This is a genomic window from Micromonospora sp. KC207, assembly GCF_004348615.1.
Lineage (GTDB): Bacteria > Actinomycetota > Actinomycetes > Mycobacteriales > Micromonosporaceae > Micromonospora.
Window position 1 is genome coordinate 1 of sequence record NZ_SMKJ01000553.1, and the last position, 1,819, is coordinate 1,819.

Genomic DNA, 1,819 nt, shown 5'->3' on the forward strand with positions numbered 1-1,819 from the left:
GATCGATGCCTACGTCGGCGGGCTCAGCAGCGTCGGGCCTGTGGTGGGCACGGACCCCAGCAACCGGGTACAGCGACTCGCCGTCCGCCGACGTAGGCATCGATCTTCCCCACCCCGCTTGCGGTACCAGTCGAGGGCGATACCCCGGCACGCACCCTCCCGTTGTCGGGCCGGGACACGCCGGCACTGGTGGGGCTAGGCTGCGCCGTGTGCAGTTGGTGAGCGCGGACGACATCACGGCGGCGGAGCGACGGATCGACGGGCGCGTGGTCCGTACCCCGCTGCTGGCCTGCACGCACATCGGCGACGAGTACGGGCTCGACCTGTGGGTCAAGGCGGAGAACCTGCAACACACCGGCAGCTTCAAGGCGCGCGGGGTGCTCAACGCGCTGCTCGCGCTCACCGAACGCGCCGGTCGACCGGCCGGCCTGGCCGCCTTCTCGGCCGGCAACCACGCGATGGCCGTGGCGTACGCCGGTCAGGCGTACGCCCTGCCCACAGTGGTGTGCATGCCGCCGCACGCGGTGCCGACGAAAATCGAGGCGGTCCGCCGGTACGGCGGCGAGGTCGTGCTCACCGACGACCTGCTCGGCACCTGCGAGGCCATCGCGGCGGAACGCGGGTACCACCTGCTGCCGCCGTTCGACGACCCGGACGTCATCGCCGGCCAGGCCACCATCGGCCGGGAGATCCTGGCCGACGGCCCGCCGCCGGGTCTGGTCCTGGTGCCGGTGGGCGGCGGCGGTCTGATCAGCGGGGTGGCGGCGGCGGTGCGGGCGGCGGCACCGACGGCGCGGATCGTCGGAGTGGAGCCGGCCACCGCCAACGCCGTCGGCCATGCCCTGCGCACCGGGGGCGCGGCCCCGGCGACGCCGCCACAGTCCATGGCGGACGGGCTGGCGGCCCCCTTCGCCGGCCGGCACACCCTGGCCCACATCCGGGCCCTGGTGGACGACATGGTGGAGGTCGCCGAGGACGCGATCTGGGGCGCCTGGTGGGAGCTGCTGGACGCCACGAAGCTCCTGGTCGAGCCGTCCGCCGCCGTCACCTACGCGGCGCTGCGCACCGGCCTGGTCGCCGCGTTGCTGCTGCTCGGCGCGGGGGCCGGAGCAGCGGGGCTGGCGGTGGCCACCGGGGGCGGGGACGCCGCCGACATGATCGGCGCCTACCGCACCGGGGTGGCGGGGCAGGCCGGGATCACCCTGATCAGCCTCGCCTACGCGCCGAACGCCGCGATCTGGGCGGCCAGCTACCTGCTCGGCCCCGGGTTCGCCGTCGGCGTCGACACCGCCGTGCGTACCAGCGAGGTCTCCGTCGGCGCGCTGCCGGCCGTACCGCTGCTGGCGGGCCTGCCCAGCGGGCCGGTCGACGGGTACGGGGCGGGCCTGCTCGCCGTGCCCGTCCTGGCCGGCATGGCCGCCGGCTGGCTGCTCGCCCGACGGCTGCTGCGGATCGCCGCCGAGGACCGCGCCGAGGTGGCCTGGCCCGCCCTGCTGGTCCCGGCGGCGCTGGCCGGCCCGGTCGCCGGGCTCCTGCTCGGCGGGCTCGCGGCGGCTTCCGGCGGCCCGCTCGGCGGCGGCCGGCTGGCCGAGATCGGCCCGGTCGGCTGGCAGGTCGCCGGGGTGGCGACCGCCGTGGTCGCGGCCGGCGCACTGCTCGGCGCTGCCGCCACCCGTACGCTGCGCGCGAAAGGAAGGGCCCCTTCTTAACGCCTACGGTAGAGCGGGGTATCCCGCTCACCCCAGCCGGCCGCGAGGACGGCGCGCGGTGCGGTGGCGCGCAACGGGCGGGGTGGCGCGCGGCGGCGTGCAGCGGGGTG

Annotated in this window: 1 protein-coding gene; it reads left to right on the top strand. The window is 76.5% G+C overall.

What is annotated here, in order from left to right; translation table 11 throughout:
- Window positions 1-209: 209 nt before the first annotated feature.
- On the top strand, window positions 210-1,709 hold the full coding sequence (locus tag E1258_RS32395) for a pyridoxal-phosphate dependent enzyme (RefSeq protein WP_207919924.1): 1,500 nt from the start codon (window positions 210-212) through the stop codon (window positions 1,707-1,709).
- The last annotated feature ends 110 nt before the right edge of the window (window positions 1,710-1,819 follow it).